This window comes from Metallumcola ferriviriculae (genome assembly GCF_035573695.1).
GTDB lineage: Bacteria > Bacillota > JADQBR01 > JADQBR01 > JADQBR01 > Metallumcola > Metallumcola ferriviriculae.
The window spans coordinates 1,814,384-1,832,616 of record NZ_CP121694.1 but is presented as its reverse complement, the minus strand read 5'-3'; the positions used below and the strand labels follow the sequence as shown (position 1 = coordinate 1,832,616).

Annotated in this window: 24 protein-coding genes; 1 reads left to right on the top strand and 23 read right to left on the bottom strand. The window is 45.2% G+C overall.

Annotated elements, in window-relative coordinates:
• Positions 1 to 9: 9 nt before the first annotated feature.
• The 7 genes from mraY to mraZ form a co-directional block, all read right to left on the bottom strand.
• Positions 10 to 978, bottom strand: a complete 969-nt coding sequence (gene mraY / locus MFMK1_RS09205) for a phospho-N-acetylmuramoyl-pentapeptide-transferase (protein WP_366924816.1) — start codon at positions 976 to 978, stop codon at positions 10 to 12.
• Position 979: 1 nt separating this feature from the next.
• A complete protein-coding gene (locus MFMK1_RS09200; RefSeq protein WP_366924815.1) occupies positions 980 to 2,341 on the bottom strand; it encodes a UDP-N-acetylmuramoyl-tripeptide--D-alanyl-D-alanine ligase in 1,362 nt (453 codons plus the stop codon).
• Positions 2,335 to 3,795 carry a UDP-N-acetylmuramoyl-L-alanyl-D-glutamate--2,6-diaminopimelate ligase gene (locus tag MFMK1_RS09195; RefSeq protein WP_366924814.1) on the bottom strand — a complete coding sequence of 487 codons (1,461 nt, stop codon included), beginning with the start codon at positions 3,793 to 3,795 and terminating at the stop codon, positions 2,335 to 2,337. The genes MFMK1_RS09200 and MFMK1_RS09195 overlap by 7 nt, the downstream gene beginning before the upstream one ends.
• Before the next feature lie 63 nt (positions 3,796 to 3,858).
• Positions 3,859 to 6,003, bottom strand: coding sequence for a stage V sporulation protein D (locus tag MFMK1_RS09190; protein WP_366924813.1), 2,145 nt, complete (start codon positions 6,001 to 6,003; stop codon positions 3,859 to 3,861).
• A 62-nt stretch (positions 6,004 to 6,065) separates the two neighbouring features.
• Positions 6,066 to 6,575, bottom strand: a complete 510-nt coding sequence (gene ftsL, locus MFMK1_RS09185; RefSeq protein WP_366924812.1) for a cell division protein FtsL — start codon at positions 6,573 to 6,575, stop codon at positions 6,066 to 6,068.
• A 30-nt stretch (positions 6,576 to 6,605) separates the two neighbouring features.
• Positions 6,606 to 7,541, bottom strand: a complete 936-nt coding sequence (gene rsmH / locus MFMK1_RS09180; protein WP_366924811.1) for a 16S rRNA (cytosine(1402)-N(4))-methyltransferase RsmH — start codon at positions 7,539 to 7,541, stop codon at positions 6,606 to 6,608.
• 36 nt (positions 7,542 to 7,577) lie between these two features.
• Positions 7,578 to 8,015, bottom strand: coding sequence for a division/cell wall cluster transcriptional repressor MraZ (gene mraZ, locus MFMK1_RS09175; RefSeq protein WP_366924810.1), 438 nt, complete (start codon positions 8,013 to 8,015; stop codon positions 7,578 to 7,580).
• Between the two features lie 179 nt (positions 8,016 to 8,194).
• On the opposite strand from mraZ, the gene MFMK1_RS09170 reads away from it, so the two are divergent.
• Positions 8,195 to 8,428, top strand: coding sequence for a hypothetical protein (locus MFMK1_RS09170; protein WP_366924809.1), 234 nt, complete (start codon positions 8,195 to 8,197; stop codon positions 8,426 to 8,428).
• 5 nt (positions 8,429 to 8,433) lie between these two features.
• Here the strand turns inward: MFMK1_RS09170 and MFMK1_RS09165 are convergent, their stop codons facing one another.
• From MFMK1_RS09165 to MFMK1_RS09090, 16 genes are all read right to left on the bottom strand, one after another.
• On the bottom strand, positions 8,434 to 8,622 hold the full coding sequence (locus tag MFMK1_RS09165) for a hypothetical protein (protein ID WP_366924808.1): 189 nt from the start codon (positions 8,620 to 8,622) through the stop codon (positions 8,434 to 8,436).
• A gap of 93 nt (positions 8,623 to 8,715) precedes the next feature.
• On the bottom strand, positions 8,716 to 9,765 hold the full coding sequence (locus tag MFMK1_RS09160) for a PHP domain-containing protein (RefSeq protein WP_366924807.1): 1,050 nt from the start codon (positions 9,763 to 9,765) through the stop codon (positions 8,716 to 8,718).
• A 12-nt stretch (positions 9,766 to 9,777) separates the two neighbouring features.
• Positions 9,778 to 10,329 carry a COG2426 family protein gene (locus MFMK1_RS09155; protein ID WP_366924806.1) on the bottom strand — a complete coding sequence of 184 codons (552 nt, stop codon included), beginning with the start codon at positions 10,327 to 10,329 and terminating at the stop codon, positions 9,778 to 9,780.
• 14 nt (positions 10,330 to 10,343) lie between these two features.
• Positions 10,344 to 11,405: a uroporphyrinogen decarboxylase/cobalamine-independent methonine synthase family protein gene (locus MFMK1_RS09150; RefSeq protein WP_366924805.1), complete on the bottom strand. Its 1,062-nt coding sequence runs from the start codon at positions 11,403 to 11,405 to the stop codon at positions 10,344 to 10,346.
• Positions 11,406 to 11,479: 74 nt separating this feature from the next.
• Positions 11,480 to 12,853, bottom strand: a complete 1,374-nt coding sequence (gene lpdA / locus MFMK1_RS09145; protein ID WP_366924910.1) for a dihydrolipoyl dehydrogenase — start codon at positions 12,851 to 12,853, stop codon at positions 11,480 to 11,482.
• A gap of 112 nt (positions 12,854 to 12,965) precedes the next feature.
• Positions 12,966 to 13,526, bottom strand: coding sequence for an aldolase (locus MFMK1_RS09140; protein ID WP_366924804.1), 561 nt, complete (start codon positions 13,524 to 13,526; stop codon positions 12,966 to 12,968).
• Between the two features lie 10 nt (positions 13,527 to 13,536).
• Positions 13,537 to 13,779 (bottom strand): MoaD/ThiS family protein, encoded by a 243-nt coding sequence (locus tag MFMK1_RS09135; protein ID WP_366924803.1) that lies wholly within the window; start codon positions 13,777 to 13,779, stop codon positions 13,537 to 13,539.
• Between the two features lie 4 nt (positions 13,780 to 13,783).
• On the bottom strand, positions 13,784 to 14,737 hold the full coding sequence (locus MFMK1_RS09130; protein ID WP_366924802.1) for an ROK family protein: 954 nt from the start codon (positions 14,735 to 14,737) through the stop codon (positions 13,784 to 13,786).
• 351 nt (positions 14,738 to 15,088) lie between these two features.
• Positions 15,089 to 15,391, bottom strand: coding sequence for a thioredoxin (gene trxA, locus MFMK1_RS09125; protein ID WP_366924801.1), 303 nt, complete (start codon positions 15,389 to 15,391; stop codon positions 15,089 to 15,091).
• Positions 15,392 to 15,420: 29 nt separating this feature from the next.
• Entirely contained in the window at positions 15,421 to 15,609 is a 189-nt protein-coding gene (locus MFMK1_RS09120) for a 4Fe-4S binding protein (RefSeq protein ID WP_366924800.1), read from the bottom strand.
• Entirely contained in the window at positions 15,609 to 15,773 is a 165-nt protein-coding gene (locus MFMK1_RS09115) for a histidine kinase (protein WP_366924799.1), read from the bottom strand. Before MFMK1_RS09115 ends, MFMK1_RS09120 begins: the two co-directional genes overlap by 1 nt.
• A 122-nt stretch (positions 15,774 to 15,895) precedes the next feature.
• The gene (locus tag MFMK1_RS09110) at positions 15,896 to 16,354 is read right to left on the bottom strand and encodes a cytochrome c-type biogenesis protein (protein WP_366924798.1); all 459 of its coding nucleotides are present in this window, start codon (positions 16,352 to 16,354) and stop codon (positions 15,896 to 15,898) included.
• 116 nt (positions 16,355 to 16,470) lie between these two features.
• A complete protein-coding gene (locus tag MFMK1_RS09105; protein WP_366924797.1) occupies positions 16,471 to 17,115 on the bottom strand; it encodes a tetratricopeptide repeat protein in 645 nt (214 codons plus the stop codon).
• 246 nt (positions 17,116 to 17,361) lie between these two features.
• Complete coding sequence (locus MFMK1_RS09100) at positions 17,362 to 17,562, bottom strand: FmdB family zinc ribbon protein (protein ID WP_366924796.1); 201 nt, start codon at positions 17,560 to 17,562, stop codon at positions 17,362 to 17,364.
• Positions 17,563 to 17,577: 15 nt separating this feature from the next.
• Positions 17,578 to 17,961: a rhodanese-like domain-containing protein gene (locus tag MFMK1_RS09095; RefSeq protein WP_366924795.1), complete on the bottom strand. Its 384-nt coding sequence runs from the start codon at positions 17,959 to 17,961 to the stop codon at positions 17,578 to 17,580.
• A gap of 27 nt (positions 17,962 to 17,988) precedes the next feature.
• On the bottom strand, positions 17,989 to 18,198 hold the full coding sequence (locus MFMK1_RS09090) for a hypothetical protein (RefSeq protein ID WP_366924794.1): 210 nt from the start codon (positions 18,196 to 18,198) through the stop codon (positions 17,989 to 17,991).
• Between the last annotated feature and the right edge of the window lie 35 nt (positions 18,199 to 18,233).

Genomic DNA, 18,233 nt, shown 5'->3' with positions numbered 1-18,233 from the left:
GATGTGCTTTCAGGCAAAATTATATAGTGCTGCTATTCCTACTAATGAAAATACAAATGACACCAGCCAGAACACTCTTACAACCCGGCGCTCGGACCAACCGGCAAGTTCAAAATGATGGTGCAGCGGGCTCATTCTAAACACCCTTCTACCGGTAAGCCTAAAAGAAATTACCTGGATAATAACAGACAGGGTTTCAATCACAAATATTCCGCCCACCAATGGTAAAATTAGCTCCGTCTTAGAAAACACAGCCATACTAGCCAGTGCCGCTCCCAAGGCCAACGACCCGGTATCCCCCATAAATATCCTGGCCGGGTGTTTATTATATACCAAAAAGCCGGCACATCCACCTGCCACTGCCAAACCAAATAACGCAATTTCCGGTGCTTCCGTCATCAAAGCAATTAATGCATAACCAAGACTGGCGAATAACATTGACCCTGCCGCTAAACCATCCAGCCCATCGGTTAAATTAACAGCATTTGTAGTGCCTATCAACACAAGCAGCACAAAGGGGTAATACCAGAAGCCCATTTCCCAAGTTACGTGAATTAAGGGAATCTTTACAAATGTACCCAAGCCAATATAATTTGTGGCCATAAATGCTAAAAAAATACCTAATAATAGCTGAGCCAGAATTTTGTCCCTAGCCCGCAGCCCCAGCGAGCGGCCCCGAACAATCTTAATAAAGTCGTCTGCAAACCCAATGATACCGTGACCAAGAGTGACTACCAGCAACGTGACAGATGTTGCGGACAACTTTGACTCAACGGCAAAGAATAGTGCAACAACAATGCCGATTAAAAACATTATACCGCCCATGGTTGGAGTGCCTGCTTTGCGAAAATGAGCGGCAGGTCCATCCTGCCTGATATACTGTCCAAACTTTAATTTTTTGAGAAAAGGTATCAGTATTGGCCCGGAAATAACTGTCATAACAAATGCCATACCGATAGCCCAAGAAAAATTGTACATTTTAATCCCTCGCCGTCAATCCCTGAGCAATGGATTCCATCTGCATTCCCCGCGATCCTTTTACCAAGACAGTATCGCCTTTCCGGATAATACTTTGTACTGCCGTAAGGGCCTCTTCTCTCTTGGGGAAATGATAGACGCGGTCAGTCTCCATACCCTGTTTAATAGCTTCCTTACCGATAGATTCAGCCATGTTGCCTACAGTAAATAAATAATCAATTCCTAATTCTACCGTCTTTCGCCCGACTTCTCTATGCCCCTCCTCTGAATATTCCCCCAGCTCAAACATATCACCTAGCACCGCAATGCTTCTTTTCCTAGCAAATTCCTTCAATATCTGAAGTGAAGCCATGGTAGATGCAGGATTGGCATTATAAGCGTCGTTGATAATTAAGCTGCTATCAACACCTCTTAGTGTTTCGAGGCGCATAGAGGAAAGAGACACATTCTCTAAGCCCTCCTGCATCAGCGGTACGGGTATATTCATTGAGCTGGCAACTGCTAACGCAGACATCGCATTACGAATATTATGAAGCCCTGGCAATGGCAGGTGAAATTCCCCTGCCCCCAATGCCGGCACGGAAAAATATGTGCGCCACCCCTGCTGCTTAATATTCACTGCCCTAAGCTCATTACCCTCGTTTAAACCGAAATAAATTTTCTTGCCCTTGAAATTCCTGCCCAAGTCACGGCACCGGTGGTCATCACCGTTTAATATTGCAGTTCCGCCTGAGGCAAGGCCTTCAAGCAGTTCCCCCTTGGCTGCGGCAATATTCTTCATGGATCCCAGAAGTTCCATGTGGGTACTGCTGATATTTGTAATCACACCAACATTGGGCGGGGCGATTTCTGTCAATCGCCTTATTTGGTCTCGACCACGCATAGCCATTTCAACAACTGCTGCCTGGTATCTTTCATCCAGTTGAAGTAATGTAAGAGGCAGCCCAATTTCGTTGTTAAAGTTACCCTGCGTCTTTAATGTACGATATTTGGTGCCCAGCACCGAAGCAATAATATCCTTGGTTGTAGTTTTACCGTTGCTGCCGGTGACCGCCACCACATGTACCTTAAGCATTGCCAATTTCTTTTGGGCAAGACTCTGCAGTGCTTGCAGACTGTCTTTGACAACAATTTGAGGCAGCGATAAATTCTCCTGGTATATATTGACCACTGCTCCAGCGGCACCCCTATACTGGGCAGCCTCTAAAAATTGGTGACCATCTCTTTCCCCTCTGAGAGCAAAAAATAACTCACCGCTTTCCAAGGTACGGGTATCAATGGAAATTCCGGTTACTGTTTGGTTTCCGTCACCTTGCAATTGCCCGTGGACTGCGTTGGAAATAGAACCAAGAGTGCTTAACATGATATTTGCCCCCGCAGCACATCTTTAACCACTTCTCGGTCATCAAAAGGAAAAACCTGTCCTTTTATTTCTTGATATGTTTCATGGCCCTTTCCAGCAATAACTACCATGTCTCCGGCTTTCGCCTGGCTGACAGCATAGTGGATGGCCTGCCTTCTATCTTCAATTACACGATAATTCTCCGTATATGCCTTTACCCCGGGAAGTATATCCGAAATGATATCTTCAGGTTCCTCACTGCGTGGGTTATCTGATGTCACGACAGTGAGGTCACTATTCTTAGCGGCAACTTCACCCATGAGTGGTCTTTTAGCTTTGTCCCTGTCGCCACCGCAACCGAATACAGTAATTAACCGCCCGGAAACGAACTCTTCTGCTGTAACCAAAATATTTTTCAAGCTATCCGGAGTATGCGCATAGTCAACTATTACAGTGAACTCTTGACCACAATCAACCCGCTGAAACCGCCCGGATACGCCAAGCACATCGGCTAGTGCACTACTTACCGCACCAGGTTCTACACCTTCCTCTAAAGCAACAGTTGCCGCTGCCAAAGCATTATAAACACTAAATAAACCGGGCGTATGTAAGGCCACAGGTAACTTTTGCTCCCGGTAAGAAATATCAAATGTAACGCCATCCCTGCTTAAAACGATGTTTTCTGCTTTAAATATAGCATCTTTGTGTCTGCCATAAGTAATAATAGGAACCTGGGTTACCTCCTGTAAGTGTCGAAAGCTACCCATATCGTCCATGTTGATGATGGCTAGTGCATCGCCGGTTAATCCTTTGAAGAGTTTTCCTTTCGCCTGAAGGTACTCCTCTAAATTTTCATGAAAATCCAAATGATCCTGACTTAAATTAGTGAAGACCGCACTGCGAAAGTTTACCTGGTCCACCCGGTGCAGTTCAAGGGCATGGGATGATACCTCCATAACCACGTGGCTGACGCCGCTGTCAACCATATCACGAAACATTTTCTGAATTTCCAATGATTCCGGGGTGGTCCTGGCCGTATTCATCCGTTGTGTACCAAGCCAGTTCCCGATTGTACCCATTACTCCCACCTTGTAACCCTGCTGACTAAAAACTTCTCGAAGCAGATGGCAAGTTGTGGTCTTACCATTGGTGCCGGTAACACCAAAAACCTTTAATGCATGGGAAGGGTGTCCATAAAAATTCGCCGCCAAAAACGCCAGCGCCTTACGGCTGTTATCGACATAAACGACAGGCACATCGGCGCGAACGTTTCTGTCAGTTACCACCAAAGCAGCAGCACCGCTGCTTACTGCCTGATTAATGAATTGATGCCCGTCCGTTTTAAATCCCGGGATGGCTACAAACAAATCTCCTGGATTAACCTGCCGGGAATCGTAGGCAATTCCACTGATATCTATGTTAGTCTTACCGACTATTTCTGCTTTCAGGCCCCCAACCAAATTGACAAAATGCACAGGACCCCCTCCTTAACCTATCCAGATATTATTTCCTGTATTGGAAAATATATTCAGCATCCATCACGGAGCCGTGGTGGTTTGCTCAGGAACTTCCTTGAATATCACATAAATTTCAGTACCTGGGCTAACCTTAGTTCCCGGGACGGGTCTTTGTTCCACCGCTGTACCCGCGCCCTGAGGCTTCAGAACCAAGCCCATCGCTTCCAATAGTGTGGCAGCCCTAGGCACCCTTTTTCCAGTAACGTCGGGAACAGTCACTTCCGAATCATTACTAATTCCTTCACTTAACTTCAATAGTACCTGGCTGCCCGTAATAATCCTTGTATCCGCAGCCGGAATTTGTTCAATCACAGTATGCCCTTCACCTGCCACCTTCGGGGTTAACCCAACCGCTCGAATAGCATGGCTGGCCTTATCAAGAGGTAAGGAAATCACATCCGGCACCAGTACCTCTTTCTTCTTCTCGTCCTCGGTCTTGCTTCCTTCCTTCTCTGAAAATTGCCGGGGGACTCCCAAATAGCGCAAACCGTCTTCCATTACTCGCTTTAATATTGGTGCCGCCACGGTACCACCATAATAAGGGTATCCTTGAGGTTCATCCGCTACTACCAAAATCGCCAAACGAGGGTCATTCGCCGGTGCAAAGCCAATAAAGGAAGCCACATACTTTCCGTCTTGGTAACCGCCTGGTCCTGCCTTTTGCGCAGTACCTGTCTTACCTGCCACCCTGTATCCATCGATATATGCATTCAAACCGGTACCTTCACTAACAACACTTTCCAATATCATAGCCACTTCCCGCGAAGTTTCTTGGGATATTACCGTTCTTACTTTTTGCGGCCCAAATTCTTGTACTATATTTCCATCCTTATCCAGCACCGCTTCAACCAACTGCGGTTTCATCAAATTCCCGCCGTTGGCAACTGCCGATACTGCCGTAATTAACTGAATCGGCGTCACAGCGATAGATTGCCCGATGGAGATAGTAGCGGTATTAATCTTTTTTAATTTATCCTCGGGAATCATAATACCCTTTGCTTCACCGGGTAGGTCTATCCCCGTCTGGGTGCCAAAACCGAATCCTTTAATGTATTGGTAGAATAAACCTTTCTGTTTTTCTTCAACACGCAACCCTACTTCCACAAAAATTGGATTGCAGGAATTTTGCACCCCTTCGACAAAACTTTGACTGCCATGGGGATTATAAGACCGCCAGCATTTAATCCGCTCTGACCCCACTTTGATGTAACCCGGCGAATATAAGCGCTCATCGGGCTTTACTACACCCTCCTCCAGCGCCGTAGCCGTAGTAATAATTTTAAAAGTGGACCCTGGCTCGTATGCATTGGAAACGGCAATGTTTCTCCATACTTTCGGCGAAAATTCCCGAAATGTATTTGGATCATAATTGGGCCTGCTGGCCAGCGCTAAAATACGACCGGTTTTAGGTTCCATTACAATAATAGTAGCACTTTTTGGATTTGTAGGGCTGGCCACCAATGCATCTAATTCCCGTTCGGCTATGTACTGAATGGTCTGGTCTATAGTCAAACGTATATTCATACCGTCCTCGGGCGGGTAATACTGATGCAGAGCTTGAGGAATCTGTCTCCCTCCTGCATCATATTCAATTACTATTCTACCGGGACTTCCCCGCAGCGTTTTATCATACATAACTTCCAACCCTTCAAGGCCTTGGTTATCCACCCCGGCAAACCCCAACAAATGGGATGCCAAGGTTGCTTTAGGGTAAAAACGTTGACTTTCTTCCACAATTTTTATCCCAGCAAGGTTAGCCTTCTTGATTTGGGCTGCCTGTTCAATAGACACCTTCCGTTTTATCCACATAAATGAACTATCTTTGGTAATTTTCTCATGAACATCCTTTGCCGATAACTCAAGGATGTCAGCTAATGTTGCTGCTATTTCCTGCGATTTTTCTGAGCGCCGCACCTCGGCGGGTAGAGCGTAAACTGAATCAGCAGATACACTGATAGCCAATTTATTACCATTACGATCAAAAATCGTGCCGCGCTTTGCCTCCACCGGCACTTCCCGCAGTCGGGCCTCCAACGCTATCTGCTGGTATTCATCCCCACGTACAAATTGAACCCAAATAAGTCTGCCTACCAACAAAAAAAGAACACAGGTAAAGGCAACAAAAAGCCACGTTGTGCGCTTTCGAATTACTAACCTTGTGTTCATAATCTCACCTCAGGAAATAAAATATTTTTTAGCTAACCGGAGGCGATTGTCATTTAACCCTCTTATAACGGAGACGCCTCAACTTCAGAAACACCACCAACCCAATGGGAGACCCAGTGGGTGATAGCCCGAACAAAACCCATTTCCTCACTTAAATTCTCACTACCCTCCGGCGTCGGTTGATTGACCAGTTTGATAGCAGCGGTGGGTTGTTCCGGCAAAGGTGTAACCAGTTTGAACTGTTTTAGATTGGGTTCACGCATTCCTAATCTTGTACTGGCAATAACCGCTACCCGCTCCGGTGAATTAAGCTTGGCAATTTCTAATTGTAATCTTTCATTATCATTTTTTAAAGTATCAATTTGTTTTTTTACCTGATTTATTTCGGTGCCTAACATAGAAAGCTGGACATATTTTGAAATCATGAATAAGCCCGAAAGAAATGCAACCAGTACAATGGCCACCATCAATGGCTTTGGCCAAGTCTTGGCTTGTGGTGCCGGCTTCGGTTTGATGGTTGGTACTGTATCATAGTAATTATTATAATCTTCCTGTTTTTGTGCTAATAACAAGCTTATTCACCCTCTTTCAGCTTTAGAACTTTACAGCTTTTCCGCCGCCCTTACCTTGGCGCTGCGCGCCCGGGGATTAGCATTTACTTCTTCTTCAGACGGAATGACTGGCTTAGAGGTAACTATACGTACCTGTTTCTGGACACCGCATGTGCAAACAGGAAACCCGGGTGGGCATTTACAACTTTGGGCCATGTCCCGAAAAGTTTGCTTCACAATTCTATCCTCCAACGAATGGAAGGAAATAACTACTATTCTACCGCGGGGTGACAAAAGGCCGACTCCCTGCTTTAATGCTTCAGATATAACATCCAATTCACTGTTTACAGCAATCCGCAGGGCTTGGAAAGTCCGTTTGGCGGGATGGGGACCGGCTTTCCTTGCCCCAGCGGGTATTGCCTTTTTAATTATATCCACCAACTGAGTGGTGGTTTCTATATGTTGGTTTGCCCTAAAATTGACAATAAAGCTGGCAATTCGGGCAGCCCAACGCTCTTCGCCATAGTTTTTAATAATTTCTGCTAAGTGCGCTTCACTTAATTCATTCACCAGCGTGCCGGCATTAGTTACCTGCTGCTTATCCATACGCATATCTAACGGCGCTTCCTGCTGGTAACTAAATCCTCTATCTGCTTGGTCAACCTGATAAGACGATATGCCCAAATCAAACAAGAAGCCATCTATTTGTGTTATGCCAAGATCAGCAGCTACTTGACCTAGGTAACGGAAATTACTACGCACAATCTTAACTTTATCAGAATACTGCTGCAATCTTCCTTCTGCAGCCTCTAAAGCGTCTTCATCTTGGTCAAGGCCAACCAATAAGCCCTGATCATTGAGTTTTTCGGCTATGGCTTCACCGTGTCCGCCACCGCCCAAGGTGCAGTCAAAATAGATGCCATTCGGCTTTATTTTTAATAATTCCATACATTCCTGCAGCATCACCGATCGGTGATAAAATTCCATCGGGCCACTACTCCTTTATTTACATTTAACCGAACGTTACAAGTCGATATCAAAGTCAACAATCTTCTCCGCAATCTCCTCATAATCCATTTCTGCTTCAGTACTGTATTTTTCCCAACTCTCCCTACTCCAAATCTCAACCCTGGATGAAACACCGATAATTACTACATCTTTTTCCAATTGACCATAATTTCGCAAGCTGGCCGGCAATAAAATCCTTCCCTGTTTGTCCAGTTCACATTCCGTGGCCCCGGAAAAGAAAAACCGAACGAAGGCTCTCGCATCCTTTTTAGTAAAAGGAAGTGCTTTTAGTTTTTGCTCCAATGTCTTCCATTCATCCGGCGGATAAACGAAAAGGCAATTATCTAACCCTTTAGTAACCACGAAAGTATCTTCCAGGCCTTCTCTAAACTTGGCCGGGATAATCAGACGCCCTTTACCGTCAACTGTATGAAAATATTCCCCCATAAACATAGGCGTCACTCCACTTTGTGGGTATAATCTACCACTTTCCTCCACTTACTACCACTTTCTATTCTCTCTACCCCCTTTATTTTCCTGCTTAGCTGGAAAATTTTTTAAAATTTTTTTTCAAGGGATAAATATCCGGAAAAACACCATTCTAGGATTAAACCATTAAAGGAGGCATTTCCATGAATCCAATATCCGAGATACTGCTGTGGGTAGTCGGTACATTGGCTTTTATCTTTTTAGGCGGTTTGTATTTTTGGGCCAAGAACCCCAAAGCCACAAAGCCAAACATGTTTGACGCCAGAGACGAAACTGAAGCGGAAATACTGACAGAAGTATCAAATAGTAGTGAAAGGGAAAAAGAAAGAAGGGCAAAAGAAAATGAACCTTATTGCAAGGTTCATGAAAAAGACTAATTTTCTTATACGCCGCCAAAATAATCTGCACCACCACTTTCATCAAAGTGGAAGTCCGGGCGATTTACTTTACGCAGGTCAGTTGTTATGGCATGGGCCATTTCCATATTGGCCTTCTTGCTTTGTGCCACCCGGGAAATTTTATCACCACCGGGTTCGCGTCGATTAATTTTTACCGCACGCTGATTAAGCATCCATTCACCCCCTTTGGCATTAGTATGCCCAGGGGGAAACAATTTCTTTCTTGTTGGAACACTGATCCACTAACTATACCATCTTCTTAAGAACTAGCGAAAATATAGATAATTGCTATATATCCACGGTAAACTCCCTAAACCTCGACGCTGCCGAACAGCCAGTCGATATGCTCCGGGTTTTTCTACTAACATCTTTACACTCCGACCGGTCTCCTGTATTACTACATGCCCGTTTCTAATAATGCTGATATCGCCCTTATCCGGTAACTCTGCCTTCATTTCCCACCCACCGGAAAAGTCTACCGCCTGACCCATACTCAGAAGTCTCTCCCCGTTGACCGCCCAATAACGAAAACCCTTGGTCGGTTTATAAAAATCAAAGGCGACAAAACACTTACCTTCTGCTAACGCACGGTAAATTTTAACCTTATCGATTTCTACGTCCCCTGTTAATGGGCTGTCTAATAAAACATGGGTATTTACCGTGCGAAACAAAAACTGATACGGGAAAATGCAGGGCGACAAGGGCCCATACTTTATCTTCACAGCATGAGCATCGGACCCGCCTATGGCAGTAATTCTTCGCTGCTGGGCAACCTCATCCAATTTTGCCAATGCCTCCGAACATGGTCCGGTAATAGGGCGGTGTGGTTTCAGGTAAAGATTATACAATGCCTGCACCAAACCGGTAGCTCCGTCACGCCATTGTGAACTGTAATTCCAAATTGAAATACCCGTATATCCTTTAACAGACCAATCATCCCACGTGTATGCGTGTCCTCCAAATACCATTCGACTCCCTTTTTCAAAGGGGTGAGCGATAAAACCAATGCCATGCTGAGCATTGACAGCATCAATTACCTTCTGAGGATTATCGGTATTATCCGGGACTTCCGTTGAGGCGCCGTAGGATAAATAATGATGGTTATTATGGTTATTTTCCATGCCCACCAATATTAAGACGCCGTCGCGCCAGCCCTCCAGTCCGTCTTTCATACCTGCCAAAGTGTGATGGTCGTTGATTCCGACAAAATCTATTCCGGCTTTCCCAGCCGCTGCAGCTATTTCGGGAATATCCCCGGACCCATCTGAATAAGTGGAGTGCACATGCAGATTACCTGTATATTCATAAACTGACAAAGTTGCCACCACCTAACTTCTTCGGTACTTCCAAAACACCAGTACGATAATAACCAATAACAGTAATAAGCCCAATTCACCAGTGAATAACTTCAAAACCCCCAGAGTGGCCATAGAAACCAGGATACCAGCAAGCACTGTACCGATGCAGATTGGCCATAATGCACGCCAGAACTTTATCCCCAGTAAAAATGCTATCAGACTCCCGGTCCACACTCCAGTTCCAGGTGCCGGAATTCCTACAAACAAAAGTAAACCCCAGGCGCCTAGCTTTTCTACTTTGTCACTTTTTGTTCTAGTCCGTTCAAATATCCAATTAAAAATTCGTTGAAAGAACGGGAAACGACTCAAAAAGGTACTGACGGGGTCCAGCAGCAGCAGCAAGGGCACTACCGGAATTAAATTTCCCATTATACCAAAAAACAACGCCTGGGAAATATTAAGGCCTCTGGCCAAACCGATTGGTATTGCCGCCCTCAGTTCTGTCACCGGCAGCATGGACAGTAAAAAGACCTGCCATTCTAGAGGTATCCCCCGTACACCTTCAATAATAAGCTCAGACAATTGTCAGCCCCCCGTTAGCCTATTTCCTGCAGATATGAAGCAAAATCATAGTTTAAGGAATATATTTTTTCAGCCGCTTGGGACGTTAGAGTTCCCGCCCCGCAGCTAGGGGTAATGACCATCTGGTTGAGCAGCTGCTCGGCTATGCCTGCCTTTACCAAACGTTCCCGCTGCCTTTTCCACGCTGTAACCAGGCCTTTCTTATCGGTATTAAATATGGCTTCGGTGGTGGGAATACCTCCCCATGCCAATGTGCCGCCCCTTGCAAGAAATTCTTTAATACTTTTGGAGTACACCAGTAAAGACTCAAAATATTGGTCGGCATCAAAACTAATTATGTCAATTCCGGCATCCACAAAAATAGACCAATCAACCCCGGCACAAGAGTGCACCCCGATGAGAGCCGCATCCTTCCTGATTTCTGCCAGCATTTCTTTGAATATCTCCACCACTGCCTCTCTCTGGATGGAAACAAAGGTCGAGGAACCCACCGCGGCAACCGCAGGATCATCAATAAAAATTATTGCCGGCAGCCCATGCTTAGCCATTTCCTTAGCCTGCCAGCGCGCTTGTAAGCTCAGTGCCTTAATAAGGACATCCCTTACTTCCGCATTATAATAAGCAGATTTACCTTCTTGATCGTATAGATATAAGGATACACTCAGTGGGCCACTTATCTGACCTTTGAGGGCCTTTGCTCTTCTAGTGCCAAAAAGCTCTATATCTTCTAGGAAGCTATAAAACCCAGCAGCCGATTCCCGGGTAGCCCTAAAGTTATTTAAATTGCCCTTTTCGCTGCCATCTAAAAACCAGGTGTAAAAGGTGGTTAGCTTTTCTTCCCACCCATCAGAGTTCCCCGCCACTCGCATTTTACCGTTAGACTGCTCCTCTAAAATACCCAGCTGAACCAGCGGGTATAAATACTGATATACGAAATGTTCTCTTGGACCGCGCTGGGGCAGCTGCGGCCAGTGCGGGTAATCCGGAATATACTTCCATATGAGGTCCAGGGCCTTCTCAGGTTCCTTGAAGGGCAAACTGCCTATGGCCATGGCACTGTACGACTGTAATTTCATATCTTTCCCCCTCCCAAAACAAATCGATTTACTTTCACGTTCCCTCTGAAACAGTTATCAAAAGATGTTCTATCTTAGCGAACAGTATGAATAGATTTTCCCACTATGCCGTGCGCAGCTTCCGCAATAGTCTCTGCTAAGGTGGGATGAGCGTGAATGGTATCTGCTACTTCCTGGGCGGTAAGACGGGCATCAATTGCGAGTGCCGCCTCGGCAATCAGTTCTGTTGCTTGGGCACCCAAAATATGTACGCCAAGTATCTGCCCGGTTTCGGCATGGGCAATCATTTTAGTGATACCCGCGCCTTCTCCTAAAGTCAATGCCTTACCGCTTGCCGAAAAGGGAAATTTACTGACTGTAATATTTGTGTATGCGTCCTTTGCCTGCTGTTCAGTCATACCCACTGCAGCTACTTCCGGATAAGTAAATATACATGCCGGTACTGCACGAAAATCAAACTCCCTTTGTTGGCCCATACAGTTATCCGCTGCCACCATCCCCTCAGCAGCCGCTACATGCGCCAGCATTGTGCCACCGGTAACATCGCCCACAGCATAGATACCAGGGAGATTTGTCTCCATGCGTTCGTTGGCGGCTATTCTTTGGCCTTGATGATGTATCCCTAATTTATCTATTGAAACCCCCGCTAAATTGGGTACCCTGCCAGTAGCCAATAATACCATATCCGCAGTTATCTGCCGGTCCTGTTTCCCTTCCAAAGTGACCACTAGTTTATCCTGCCTTTTTATCTCTTTTACTACTGTACCGGTAAAAATGTTCATGCCCTGTTTTTTTAACATCGGGGTCAAACGCCTCGATATTTCCTGATCCATGGGCGGTAAAATAAACGGTGCCATTTCTACCACCGTTATTTTACAGCCAAAACTGTTAAAGACACTTGCTAACTCCAATCCCACTACACCGCCGCCAATTACCACCATACTGTCTGGCAGTGAAGTTAGTGACAAAGCCTGGTCTGAAGTTATTACACCTTCGGCATCAGCACCCGGTATTGGTATGCGTATGGGAACCGAACCAGTTGCAATCACTATATTTTTGCCTTTTACGGCAGTCTTTTCCCCATTACCTTGGTCAACTAAAATGGTGTGCAAATCCTGCACCTCGCCACTGCCGCTAAATACCTCAATCTTATTGGCCTTCATCAACTGGTCCAACCCTTTACGAAGATCGTTGACGACTTTTGTTTTATGCATGGTAACCCCACTAAAATTCAGGTTGGAGTTTTCTACATTCACGCCAAACTGCTCAGCATCACGAACAGACCGATAAACCTCAGCGGATTTCACAAGAGCCTTAGTGGGAATGCAGCCCCAATTAAGACATGTACCTCCCAAAGCATCTCTTTCAATGAGCGCCACCTTACCCCCTTGGTGCGCCGCCCTGATAGCAGCCGTATATCCGCCGGGACCACCGCCCAATACGATCATATCAAACACTGTTACCATCTCCTTAAGAACTTAGCCGTTAACCGACTATCCATAGTTAATCCCCATCAATAGTATTTTATGCAATGGGCAGCAACCATTATTTATCTAAACTTTACCTCCGACCGCCATGCCTGCTGCTCAACCAAATTATTTTAGCCGCCAATTCTAACGCAGTAGTATACTGAAGTGCCTCTGCCAAAGTACTGCCCACTGCAAAGCTGCCATGCCCCTTCAATACACTGATTGGCGCTCGTGATAAAGCCTGAGGCAATTTTTCGGCTACTTCCTGTGAGCCGATGGTTTCTTTGGCTGATATCACTGGTACTCTTTTCAACAAATAAGCGCCCTCAGAATCCACCGGTACAATGTCTTCATCGGTCAGCAGCGATAGCGCCACTGCGTAGGGGGGATGGGCATGAAGTATCGCCCGGGCATCAGTGTGCCGATAAACAGCCCGATGAACCACTAATTCAGAAGAAGCAAGCTTAAAATCACCATCATCAACATTCAATCCGGTAACCACTACATCGCCATCAATAAGCCGACCCAGCATTGATCCTGACCGGGTAATATGTACCCTCTCTCCGTCAATAATACTCATATTACCACCATGGGAAGAAATCAAACCTGAAATAAACAAATCTCTACCAAGCTGCTGAAATATCTTAAGCATAATTATCCCCCTAGCCGCCTATCAACGGAGGAAAGACGCAGATTTCGTCACCCTCCTGCAGTTGATAGTTTTCCTTTAGCACCTGACCGTTAACCGTAACCAGCATCTTATCGGTAGCTAACACCAAATCATACTTTTGCAGTATATCCACGACCCTGTCCTGACCACCAATTTCCATTACCCACTGCCCATTACGGGCACATTCCGGTGCCTTTTCCCGTAAATTGGCAAATAGTTTTATGGTTACTTCCATGGTGTCACCCTCTTTTTTTCGCCTCACCCAGCGCAGCCCACCGCGCGGCACCAAAAACCCCGGCATCATTACCAAGCATTCCCGGCAGTATTTCTGTCGGTCTCCGCTGGAAAAACACCGTCTCCCGTGCGACTGTCCGCCTTAATGGGTTTAACAGAATATCGCCAGCCTGGGCAACCCCGCCGCCGATGATAATTACATCTAATTCGTAAAAGTTCAGTATATTAGCTAAAGCTACTCCTAGAAAATAAGCCGCTTTTTCCACTACCTGAAGGGCCCGCTTATCCCCACTGGCTGCCGCCTGATAAACCTGCTTGGCTTCAGTAATATTCACATCGGGCAAGCAATCAGTAGGTACGTCCATTAATTTTTTTGCTTCACGCACAATTGCAGGTGCAGCGGTCAGCGCCTCAACACAGCCCTGGCGACCGCAGCTGCACCGGTGGCTCCCTTCAGCCATTATCACCATGTGACCCACTTCCACAGCCATACCGCTTTTACCCTGATACAATTCTCCGTTCAGTATTAATCCCGACCCAATGCCCGTGCCAATGGTAACCATTAACAAATTCTCGATGTCCTTACCGTTTCCCTGCCAGTGTTCACCCAAAGCAGCTAAATTAGCATCATTGTTGCAGAATACCGGTTTTTGCATCTGTTCAGCTAGGTCGCTGGCAAAATCAACGTCACTCCAGCCCAAGTTTGGCGCCAATACCACACGTCTTCCTTGCTCGGCCATAAAGGCCGGTACCCCCACGCCCACCGACCTTATCTCGTCGACCTTTATCCCCTTGTTATCGGCCATTCGCTGGATTAATTGATCAATGTTTTGCAGTACATGTCCATAACCTTTTTTCGCCTCTGTTGGGTGGTTCTTTTTTGTCAACGGACCTGTCCCATCAAATAAAGCTCCCTTAATCGCAGTACCGCCCAAATCAATAGCCGCTATAATCCCCAATTAAATCACCGCCATATTTATTCTATATCTTTATTCTATCAAAAAAACCGATGGGATATTAACGCCACTGCTGATACAAAATAATAAATAGAAAACAGCGCAAAAAATATAGCTCCGGAAATAATTACCCGGAGCTATAATAGGTGGTCTTGAGGGAGACCATACGAACAAGCATTAAAATAAAACCAACTTTAGGGTGATATTATGGGACAATTAATCAAAATGCAACTCTGTTGTTACTGCCAACAGCCAATCAGTAAAAAATCCCTGCGAAACTTTGGCTGGTACCAGCTGCCCATGTGTCAAAGCTGCTATGAGCAATTCCTGGATACATTACATGGAAAATAACTTTTAGAGTTTTGCCTTTAAAGTTGCTTTGTCCACAAACCCGACAATTCTATCAATTTCTTCGCCATCTGCAAGCAGCGCCAATGTGGGAATGCTCATCACACCAAAACGGGCCGCAACTGTGGGGTTCTCATCCACATTTACTTTGGCAATGGTGACCTGTTCCACCTCTTGGGAAACCTCTTCCAATACCGGTGCCATCATCTTGCACGGTCCGCACCAAGGTGCCCAAAAATCAACTAAAACCTTCCCCTGCTTCACTTCTTCGTTAAAGTTCTTGTCGTTGAGCTGTTTAATTTTAGACATTTTTTTACCCCCTAGTTAAATATTTATCTTTATTTCACCATAATTATAGCCCGATAAGGGCAAAGAATAACACATTTTTTACAACCGCGGCAGCTGTTATCTACATAACGAAATCCTTCGTCGTTAATTATCGCATTGGCAGGGCAATTTTCCATAGGCGGGCAATCTGCCTCCTGCCGGCACTTATCCCCATCAATTATTGCGCGTGATCCCGGCACTAGCCATCCTCCTTTTCGGCTGCCAATTTCTTAAGGTGCTGCAGTTCTTCTTCTAACTCCTCAACCTGAGCCCACATGCTAGGTTTAAGAGAATGAGCCGGAAGGCGTTTTATTAAATCATTAAGCTGGTCAGTAACGGACTTGATTTTTTCTTCTAGATTCACTCTCTCACCTCCGCTATACCCTATTTGTTATTTACTATTATACTTATATTTTATTTCGCTGTCAATGGATGTTTTAAAACCGCAGTTAGAGTTAAACTGCGGTTTTTTGAAAACAATAAGTTCTAAATGTATTTCTTTAATTCCTCTTCAACTTCTTCATCGTAGGCACCGTTATCGGCTTGTGAGTTGGCATTACTCTGTTTGGAACCTTTGATTTTAGTGCGCTGCATATAGCCAAACATAATTGCCACACCCGCTGCCAGACCAATAACCGGCATAAACCAAGCGGTCAAATAAAAGCCCTCTTTGGGAGGGGCGGACAGTATTTGCATACCGTATATCCCTACATAGTGCTGTATGATTTCGTCCTTAGTTTTACCCGAATCCACCATAGCCGCGACTTCCTGCCGCATATTCTCAGATATACCACCCTCACAAGCGGAAAGCGTCTTGCCACAAAAATCAGGTGCCATAAAACAACTTATCATTGCCTGGGCATCTATCTCTGCTGCAAAAGCAACTGGCACCAATAAACCAAGAGACATCATCAAAATCAGCATCAAAGTAGTAAACTTATTCATCCCCCACACCCCTTCCTATGTTAACGTCTAATATTATTATATTTCGCTATACATAATTAAATCCCTGCCGTGCACAAAAAAATTAAGCCCTAATGCGGGCTTAATTTTGAACAGGATTATTGCCCGCTATTTGCTTGGGCATTGCTGATTAGAGTTTGCGCCCTACTCTTCAAGTCAGGGTCAGTACTCTCGGCCACTACTTTTTGCCACTGCTCAACTGCCTTGGCATAGTCCTGCTTAACATTTGCCAAAAACACACCATAGTTCATCTTTGCATAAATATGACTATCATCCATTTCAATCGCTTTTTTGAAGTATTCTTCAGCAACCTGATCCTGTCCGCTGTACATAGCCGCGGTTGCAAGATCAGTCATCACATTTGGGTCGGCTTCGCCAATCTCTAAGGAATTCTGATACGCCTCCACCGCTTTATTAAAATATTTAATGCCATTTTCCACCTGCTGAGTCTCAAAATATTTAAGCCCAACATCATAGGCGGCGTTACCAAGGTCTATCAGCATGGTATGGTTATCGGGATTAGCTTTCAATGCTTGTTCGTAACGACGAATATTAGTCAGCTCTTCTACCAAGGCATCATCCTGTTGAACAGGGGGCCCACCTTGTTTCACCTGGTGATTTCCATTGGAATTGGTAATGGATGGTGCAGACCAGATGGTAAAGGACAAAACCAAACCTACAGCCAGCAACGGTGTAAGTATTATAAAAATGATTTTGTTGTTTTTCCTAAAAAATTTAAGCATTGCGGATTCCCCTCTCTTTTCGGCAAAACTTAATAAGCCTGTCAACAAATTGTACATCATCTCACAAAGTAAATAATAGTACAAGTTGACCCGAAATGTCAACAGCAGTCACCCTTGTTTATTCTGGAAACGAATGCAAAAAACAAGGTGGCTTACGCCACCACACCCATGTTTTTATATCTGAAAACATCAAAATTGATTTATTGCGCATATCAGGAAAGCAAACTGCTTCCCTCATTTTTACCCTCAAGTAAAACGGCTGCCGCTTGGACCGCAACTTCCTGCACTGCTACTACTGCTGCCGCCTTTAACTAGACCAAAGCCCGTAAGACGCTGCTCCGTTTTACCAGAACACTTTGGGCAGATAACTTTTCCTCTATCATTCATCGGTACCCTCTTACTAAAAAGTTCTCCACACTCTTTGCATTTGAAGTCATAATTTGGCATCAGCTTCACCTCCCGTTAGTTCACTAAACCATATGGCCATTGGTAAACACCGCCGGCCAAATTGTAAACTTCAGTATATCCCTTCTCCGCCAGCATCTCTGCTGCAGCACCGCTTCGTGAACCAGAGGCACATACCATAAGAAGCTTGGTGTCTTTTGGCCACTGTTTAGCTGTTTCCGCCACTTGTTCAATTGACACCAACTGTGAGTTCTTGATATGGCCCTGGTTAAACTCATGCGGCGTGCGAACGTCAACTACCGTTATTCCACCCGCATCGATTAATTGTTTGGCCTCTTCTGCGCTGACATTGCGATAGCCATTAGCTGTACATGCCGTAAGAGTAAACAATGTTAAGACAATTACTGTTAATAAAATAACATTCTTTTTTAAATTTCGCACAATAAAAACCTCCCCAAAATTAAAGGACTATAACAATAGCCACGGCATCAAAAGAAAACGGTTAGTGTATATCAACATGGCTGCTACCAATGTTGCAGAAAACCAAAAAATCACCTTATTTAGCCTGCTGCCGTTGGATTTATGATAAACCAGGTAGTATGATAATGCTAACATGGCTGCTGTAAACAGCAAAAATACATTTTTATATCTACTAAAGGAAACCGCCATAGCTCCCATACTGACGCCGCTCAGACCGAGCGCCGCAAATACCA

Bases quoted from the DNA above. Each gene is read 5' to 3' on its own strand.
- mraY (WP_366924816.1), bottom strand. From the start codon at position 978: ATGTACAATTTTTCTTGGGCTATCGGTATGGCATTTGTTATGACAGTT.
- MFMK1_RS09200 (WP_366924815.1), bottom strand. From the start codon at position 2,341: ATGTTAAGCACTCTTGGTTCTATTTCCAACGCAGTCCACGGGCAATTG.
- MFMK1_RS09190 (WP_366924813.1), bottom strand. From the start codon at position 6,003: ATGAACACAAGGTTAGTAATTCGAAAGCGCACAACGTGGCTTTTTGTT.
- rsmH (WP_366924811.1), bottom strand. From the start codon at position 7,541: ATGGAATTTTATCACCGATCGGTGATGCTGCAGGAATGTATGGAATTA.
- mraZ (WP_366924810.1), bottom strand. From the start codon at position 8,015: ATGTTTATGGGGGAATATTTTCATACAGTTGACGGTAAAGGGCGTCTG.
- MFMK1_RS09170 (WP_366924809.1), top strand. From the start codon at position 8,195: ATGAATCCAATATCCGAGATACTGCTGTGGGTAGTCGGTACATTGGCT.
- MFMK1_RS09165 (WP_366924808.1), bottom strand. From the start codon at position 8,622: ATGCTTAATCAGCGTGCGGTAAAAATTAATCGACGCGAACCCGGTGGT.
- MFMK1_RS09150 (WP_366924805.1), bottom strand. From the start codon at position 11,405: ATGAAATTACAGTCGTACAGTGCCATGGCCATAGGCAGTTTGCCCTTC.
- lpdA (WP_366924910.1), bottom strand. From the start codon at position 12,853: ATGATCGTATTGGGCGGTGGTCCCGGCGGATATACGGCTGCTATCAGG.
- MFMK1_RS09140 (WP_366924804.1), bottom strand. From the start codon at position 13,526: ATGCTTAAGATATTTCAGCAGCTTGGTAGAGATTTGTTTATTTCAGGT.
- MFMK1_RS09135 (WP_366924803.1), bottom strand. From the start codon at position 13,779: ATGGAAGTAACCATAAAACTATTTGCCAATTTACGGGAAAAGGCACCG.
- trxA (WP_366924801.1), bottom strand. From the start codon at position 15,391: ATGTCTAAAATTAAACAGCTCAACGACAAGAACTTTAACGAAGAAGTG.
- MFMK1_RS09110 (WP_366924798.1), bottom strand. From the start codon at position 16,354: ATGAATAAGTTTACTACTTTGATGCTGATTTTGATGATGTCTCTTGGT.
- MFMK1_RS09105 (WP_366924797.1), bottom strand. From the start codon at position 17,115: ATGCTTAAATTTTTTAGGAAAAACAACAAAATCATTTTTATAATACTT.
- MFMK1_RS09100 (WP_366924796.1), bottom strand. From the start codon at position 17,562: ATGCCAAATTATGACTTCAAATGCAAAGAGTGTGGAGAACTTTTTAGT.
- MFMK1_RS09090 (WP_366924794.1), bottom strand. From the start codon at position 18,198: ATGGGAGCTATGGCGGTTTCCTTTAGTAGATATAAAAATGTATTTTTG.